Genomic DNA, 6619 nt, shown 5'->3' with positions numbered 1-6619 from the left:
CCGGCGCGGCGGGCAGCCCGCGGCGCGGACGGGCTCCGGGGCGCGACGGCCCGCGCGGGACCCGCGGCTGCTGCGGCAGCGGGTGACGGTCTTCGTCGTGGTGACGCTGCTGGTCGCGCTGGGCATCGCCGTGGCCCAGGGCTGCCAGGGGCCGGACCGGCGGACGGACGGCCTGCAGCGCCCCGGCGTCTCCCAGCCCCGCGAGGGCGGGGGTCCGGCGGAATCCGGGGCCCGAACAGCCGTACGTACGCGCTAGTCCTGCGGGCGGCCCGCCGTCACCGCGTAGAACGACACGGCGGCCGCCGCGCCCACGTTGAGCGAGTCGATGCCGTGGGCCATGGGGATGCGCACCCATTCGTCGGCCGCCATCAGGGCGCGCGTGGACAGGCCTGATCCCTCCGCGCCGAGCATCAGGGCGACGCGGTCCAGGCGGTGGGGTGCGGCCGCGTCGATGGACGTGGCCTTCTCGTCGGGGGTCAGGGCCAGGATCCGGAAGCCCGCCTCGCGCACGACCTCCAGGTCGCGGGGCCAGGTCTCCAGGCGCGCGTAGGGCACGGAGAACACGGCGCCCATGGAGACCTTGACGGAGCGCCGGTAGAGGGGGTCGGCGCAGTCCGGGGAGAGCAGGACGGCGTCCATGCCGAGGGCGGCCGCGCTGCGGAAGATCGCCCCGATGTTCGTGTGGTCGTTCACGGCCTCCATGACGGCGACGCGGCGCGTGGTCCGCAGCAGCTCGGCCGCGGACGGGAGGGGCTTGCGCTGCATGGAGGCGAGCGCCCCTCGGTGGACGTGATAACCCGTCACCCGTTCGGCGAGCTCGGGGCTCACGGCGTAGACGGGGGCGGGCGCCTCCTCGATGACGTCGCGCATCACGTCGACCCACTTGGCGGACAGCAGCATCGAGCGCATCTCGTACCCGGCGTGGCGGGCGCGCCGGATGACCTTCTCGCCCTCGGCGATGAAGAGTCCCTCGGCGGGTTCGCGGCGGCGGCGCAGCTCGACGTCGGTCAGGCCGGTGTAGTCGTGCAGGCGCGGGTCGGCGGGGTCGTCGATGGTGATGATGTCGGCCATGGTCCTCGGTTCTCGGTGCGGGGTGCTCGGTCGCGGTGCGGTGGGGTGGTGGGCTCCGGCGGCGTCAGCAACCGGTTCCGGTGCCGACCGTCACGACGTCGCCGACGACGATGACCGCGGGGGGCCGTATGCCTTCCGCCTTGACGCGCTCGCCGACGGTGGCGAGGGTCGCGTCGACGCGGCGCTGGGCGGCGGTGGTGCCCTCCTGCACGACGGCGACGGGGGTGGCGGCGGACCGGCCGTGCCGGACGAGGGTCTCGGCGATGGCGCCGATGTTCTCGACGGACATCAGCAGGACGAGCGTGCCGCGGAGCCTGGCGACGGCCTCCCAGTCGACGAGGGAGCGCGGGTCGTCGGGGGCGACGTGGCCGCTGACGACGGTGAACTCGTGGGCGACGCCGCGGTGGGTGACGGGGATGCCGGCGGCGCCGGGGACGCTGATGGTGCTGGAGATGCCGGGGACGACCGTGCACGGGATGCCGTGCTCGGCCAGTGCCTGGGCCTCTTCCATGCCGCGGCCGAAGACGTACGGGTCGCCGCCCTTGAGACGGACGACGGCCTTGCCGGCCCGGGCGTGCTCGATCAGGGCGTTGTTGATGGCTTCCTGGGCCATGAAGCGGCCGTACGGGATCTTCGCGGCGTCGATGACCTCGACGTGCGGGGGGAGCTCGTCGAGGAGGTCGCGCGGGCCGAGGCGGTCGGCGATGACGACGTCGGCCTGAGCGAGGAGGCGGCGGCCGCGCACGGTGATGAGGTCGGGATCGCCGGGGCCGCCGCCGACGAGGGCGACGTGGCCCGCGGCGGGGCGGGCGCGGAAGTGCGGGGCCGTCAGGGAGCCGTCGCGCAGGCCCTCGACGACGGCGTCGCGGACAGCGGCGGAGCGGCGGGGGTCGCGGCCGGTGAGGACGGCGACGGTGACGCCCTCGCTGCGGCCGGTGGCGGGCGTCCACGCCGTGGCGGCTTCCGCGTCGTCGCTGCGCACAGCCCACACGCGGCGGGACTCGGCCTCGGCGGAGGCGGCCCGGTTGGCCTCGGGGTCGTCCGTGGAGATGAGGGCGTACCAGGCGCCGTCGAGGTCGCCGTCGGCGTAGCGGCGGCGCTCCCAGCGCACCTCTCCGGCGGCGGCCATGGCCTCGACGGAGGGGGTGGCGGACGGGGAGATCAGCAGGACGTCCGCGCCGGCGGCGATCAGCGCGGGGAGGCGGCGCTGGGCGACCTGGCCGCCGCCGAGGACGACGACGCGGCGGCCCGCGAGGCGCAGTCCGACGGGGTAGGCGGCGGATTCGTTGTGCTCGGCCATGGGGGTGCGGGTCTCCTCGTGGGCGAAAGCGCTGGTGAGGACACCTTACGGGGCCGGGGGCACCGGTCAGGGCCGGGGCGGGCGCTGACGCCCCGGCTCCTTCCGTACCGGCCGGGGCGTCAGCCCTTCTCGGTGACGCCGGCCGTGTCGAACGTGGCGACCTCGTGCATCGCCCGGGCGGCGCTCTGCACGACCGGCAGGGCCAGCAGCGCGCCGGTGCCCTCGCCGAGGCGCAGGTCGAGGTCGACGAGGGGCCGCAGGCCGAGCTTGGTGAGGGCCGCGACGTGGCCCGGCTCCGCGCTGCGGTGGCCCGCGATGCAGGCCGCGAGCGCCTCGGGGGCGATCGCCCGGGCCACGAGGGCGGCCGCACCGGCGCTCACGCCGTCCAGGATCACCGGCGTGCGCAGCGAGGCGCCGCCGAGGATCAGGCCGACGAGGGCCGCGTGCTCCAGGCCGCCGATCGCGGCCAGGACGCCGATGGGGTCCTTCGGGTCCGGCTGGTGGAGTTCGAGCGCGCGGCGGACGACGTCGATCTTCCGGGCGTGCATCTCGTCGTTGATGCCGGTGCCGCGGCCGGTGATCTCGGCGGGGTCGGCCTCCGTGTAGACGGAGATGAGGGCGGCCGACACCGTGGTGTTGGCGATGCCCATCTCGCCGGTCAGGAGGGCCTTGTTGCCGGCCGCGACCAGGTCGCGGGCGGTCTCGATGCCCACCTCCAGGGCACGCATCGCCTCCTCGCGGGTCATGGCCGGGCCCGCGGTGATGTCGGCGGTGCCGGGCCGGACCTTGCGCGGCAGGAGGCCGGGAGTGCTGGGCAGCTCGCCCGCGACGCCGACGTCCACGACGCAGACCTCGGCGCCGACCTGGTTGGCGAAGGCGTTGCACACCGCTCCGCCGCCCAGGAAGTTGGCGACCATCTGCGAGGTGACCTCCTGCGGCCACGCGGTGACGCCCTGGGCGTGCACCCCGTGGTCCCCCGCGAAGATCGCGACGGCGGCGGGCTCGGGGATCGGCGGCGGGCACTTGCGCGACAGGCCGCACAGCTGCGCGGAGATGATCTCCAGCATGCCGAGCGCGCCGGACGGCTTGGTCATCCGCTTCTGCCGCTCCCAGGCCTCGCCGAGCGCCTTCGCGTCCAGCGGGCGGATGCCGCGGAGGGTCTCGGCGAGCAGGTCGTGCGGGTCCTCGCCGGGGAGGGCGCGGCGCCCGTACTCCTCCTCGTGCACGACCCACGACAGCGGGCGGCGCTTGGCCCAGCCGGCCTGCATCAGCTCGGGCTCGTCCGGGAACTCGTCGACGTACCCGACGCACAGGTAGGCGACGACCTCCAGGTGCTCGGGCAGGCCGAGGGAGCGGACCATCTCGCGCTCGTCGAAGAAGCTGACCCAGCCGACGCCGAGGCCCTCGGCGCGGGCGGCGAGCCACAGGTTCTCCACGGCGAGCGCGGAGGAATACGGCGCCATCTGCGGCTGGGTGTGCCGGCCGAGGGTGTGGCGGCCGCCGCGGGTGGGGTCGGCGGTGACGACGATGTTGACGGGCGTCTCGAGGATCGCCTCGATCTTCAGTTCCTTGAACTGCTTGGCCCGGCCCTTGGGCAGCGACTTCGCGTACGCGTCGCGCTGGCGCTGCGCCAGCTCGTGCATGGCCTGCCGGGTCTCCGCGGAGCGGATGACGACGAAGTCCCAGGGCTGGGAGTGGCCGACGCTGGGGGCCGTGTGGGCGGCCTCCAGGACGCGCAGCAGGACCTCGTGCGGGACGGGGTCCTTGCGGAATCCGTTGCGGATGTCGCGCCGCTCCCGCATCACGCGGTGCACGGCCTCGCGCTCGGCGTCGCCGTAGCCGGTGGCCGCGGGGACGTCGTCCCCCGCGGGCTCGGCTCCGGGCTCCGCCGCGCGGGGCGCGGGGACGACGACGGGGTCGGTGACCACGGCGGGCCCGGCCTCGGCGGCCGGCTCGTCGGGGGCCTGCTGGGGGGCGGGGATGCGGACTTCGGCGACGGGCTGAGCGTCGGTGCCGGTGCCGGTGCCTGTGCCGGTACCGGCTTCCGGCTCGGGCAGGCCGGCCGCGGCCTGCTCGGGCTGCGCCGCCCGGGTCTCGCCGCCGGCCGCCGGAGCGTGCGCGGCGGCCTCGGTCTCGGGTGCCTGCTGCGGTTCGGAGATGGTGGCCTGCTCGGGCTGCGGTACGCCGACGGGGGCGTGCGGGGCGGACAGGGTGTCGGCGGGTGCGTCGGCGGCGACGGCCTGCTCGGAGGCGACCTCCGAGGAGACCGCCGGGACGTCGGCGGGACCCGGCGGGGCGGGGTCGGCTGCGCCGGGCTGTGTGGTGTCGGCTGCGCCGGGCTGTGCGGCCTGGGGCTCGGCACCGGCAACCGCGACTTCCTGGGCGTCGGCAGCGGGGGCGACGGGCTGCGGAGCGGCCTCGGCGACGGTCTCTGCGAGCTGCGGGACGGCCGTGTCAGGGGCCGCGGGGCCCCCGGCCTGCGGAGCGGCGTCAGCAACAGCGTCGGCTCCGCCGGGCTGCGCGGCCGGAACCTCAGCACCGGCGACTGCCGTCTGCGAAGCGGCAGCAGCCGCGTTGACGGCCTGCGAAGCAGCGTCAACAACAGCACCGGCAACGGTCTCTGCGAGCTGCGGGGCGCCGGCAGCGAAGTCCACCGGCTGACCGGCCTGCAACGCGGCGTCAGCAACGGCGTCAGCTTCACCGGGCTGCGCGGCCGGAACCTCAGCACCGGCGACTGCCGTCTGCGAAGCGGCCTCAGCGACTGCTTCTGCGAGCTGCGAGGCAGCGGCACCGGAATCCACCGGCTGCCCGGGCTGCAGGGCCTGAGCCTCGGCACCGGCAACCGCGGCCTCCGCGGCAGCGGGGTCGACGGGCTGCGAAGCAGCCTCGGCGGCGCCGACGCCGGAATCCGCCGGCTGACCGGCCTGCAACGCGGCGTCAGCAACGGCGTCAGCTCCACCGGGCTGCGCGGCCTGGGCCTCAGCACCGGCGACCGCAGTCTGCGAGGCGACGGCAGCGGCGTCGACAGGCTGCGAAGCGGCCTCGGTAACCGCTTCCGCGAGCTGCGGGGCGGCAGCACCGGCGTCCGTCGGCTGTCCGGCCTGCGACGCAGCGTCAGCAGCGGCATCTACCGCACCGGGCTGCGCGGCCTGGGCCTCGACACCGGCAACCACGGCCTCCGGGGCGGCGGCAGCGGCAGCGGGGTCGACGGGCTGCGAAGCAGCCTCGGCGACGCCGGCGCCGGCATCCGCCGGCTGCACAGCCTGGGCCTCAGCACCAGGGACCGCGGCCTGGACGGCGGCGGCAGCGACGTCGCCAGGCTGTCCGGCCTGCGCAGCGGCCTCGGCAGCGATGCCATCAGCCTGCTCGGCCTGCGGGGTTGCGTCAGGGGAACCGGCGGTGACGTCCGCGGGCTGACCGTCCTGCGCCGCAGCGGCGGCAGCGGCGGCGACGTCTACGGTCTGTCCGGCCTGCGGGGTGGCGGCCGGGGCGACGGCGGCGGCATCGGCGGGTTGCCCGGCCTGCGGAGCACCGTCGGCGGCAGTGACGTCTACGGCCTGCCCGGCCTGCGGGGCGGCGGCAGCCGCATCGGCGCCCGCAGCCGCGTCCGCAACCTGCTCAGCCGGGGCGGCGGCCTCGGCCACGACGGGCTGGTCCGGCTGCGGAGCAGCCACGGCGTCCGCGGCCTGCGCGGCCGGGGCATCGGCAGCGGCGGGGGCGGCCACGGCGTCTATGACCTGTCCGGCCTGCGCAGCAGCCTCGGTGCCGGCGTCGGCACCGGGAACGACGGTCTGCGGAGTTGCGGCCGGGAAAGCCGGAACCGGCTCGGCCACCGCGGCGGCGTCGCCGACAAGCCCAAGCTCGGGCTCGGCGGGGGCGACAGGGACCGCGGTCTGCGCGGCAGCGGCCGATGCGTCAGCAGCGACGCCGGCGGCGACGTCCTGTGCCTGCTCGGCGGCGGCAGGCTGCCCGTCCTGCAGGGCGGCAACCGGAGCACCAGCCACGGCATCAGCCGCGGCAGCCTCCGCCGACGGAGCATCAGCAGGCGGGGCGGGTGGAACGCGCACCGGTGGTTAGTTTCCGGGAGGACACGGCGATACGGGGACGCAGCGGCACGGGGACGCGCGACGGACGCGCGGACAGATGCGCGGGCATCTGCGTAGACGGACGCGCAGACAGATGTACGGACACATGCACGGATAGACGTACGGGCAGACGCAGAGACACGGAGACACAGTGGCCAAGTCA

5 protein-coding genes are annotated in these 6619 nt (G+C 75.9%); 2 read left to right on the top strand and 3 right to left on the bottom strand.

Translation table 11 applies throughout. The features are described from left to right. On the top strand, nt 1-256 hold a 256-nt coding region (locus B7P34_RS34455; protein ID WP_223268549.1), incomplete at its 5' end, for a hypothetical protein. Here the strand turns inward: B7P34_RS34455 and B7P34_RS34450 are convergent. The 3 genes from B7P34_RS34450 to cobT all read right to left on the bottom strand — a co-directional run bounded on the left by B7P34_RS34450 (nt 253) and on the right by cobT (nt 4299). Then, complete coding sequence (locus B7P34_RS34450) at nt 253-1071, bottom strand: TrmH family RNA methyltransferase (protein ID WP_106682091.1); 819 nt, start codon at nt 1069-1071, stop codon at nt 253-255. The two genes, B7P34_RS34455 and B7P34_RS34450, sit on opposite strands and share 4 nt — an antisense overlap. Before the next feature lie 64 nt (nt 1072-1135). Further along, a complete protein-coding gene (cobA, locus tag B7P34_RS34445) occupies nt 1136-2371 on the bottom strand; it encodes a uroporphyrinogen-III C-methyltransferase (protein ID WP_106682090.1) in 1236 nt (411 codons plus the stop codon). 119 nt (nt 2372-2490) lie between these two features. Continuing rightward, nucleotides 2491-4299, bottom strand: coding sequence for a nicotinate-nucleotide--dimethylbenzimidazole phosphoribosyltransferase (gene cobT / locus B7P34_RS39100; protein WP_223268548.1), 1809 nt, complete (start codon nt 4297-4299; stop codon nt 2491-2493). Between cobT and B7P34_RS39095 the strand changes: the two genes are divergently transcribed. Further along, nucleotides 4180-6534, top strand: coding sequence for a hypothetical protein (locus B7P34_RS39095; RefSeq protein WP_223268547.1), 2355 nt, complete (start codon nt 4180-4182; stop codon nt 6532-6534). The genes cobT and B7P34_RS39095 overlap by 120 nt on opposite strands. Nucleotides 6535-6619 lie beyond the last annotated feature (85 nt).

It is taken from the genome of Streptosporangium nondiastaticum (assembly GCF_003011965.1).
Lineage (GTDB): Bacteria > Actinomycetota > Actinomycetes > Streptomycetales > Streptomycetaceae > Streptomyces > Streptomyces nondiastaticus.
The sequence above is the reverse complement of the archived record's forward strand: the minus strand, read 5'-3'. Positions and strand labels throughout refer to the sequence as shown.

What these genes read in the sequence shown, in the direction of transcription:
- B7P34_RS34450 (WP_106682091.1), bottom strand. Translation starts at nt 1,071, where the DNA reads ATGGCCGACATCATCACCATCGACGACCCCGCCGACCCGCGCCTGCAC.
- cobA (WP_106682090.1), bottom strand. Translation starts at nt 2,371, where the DNA reads ATGGCCGAGCACAACGAATCCGCCGCCTACCCCGTCGGACTGCGCCTC.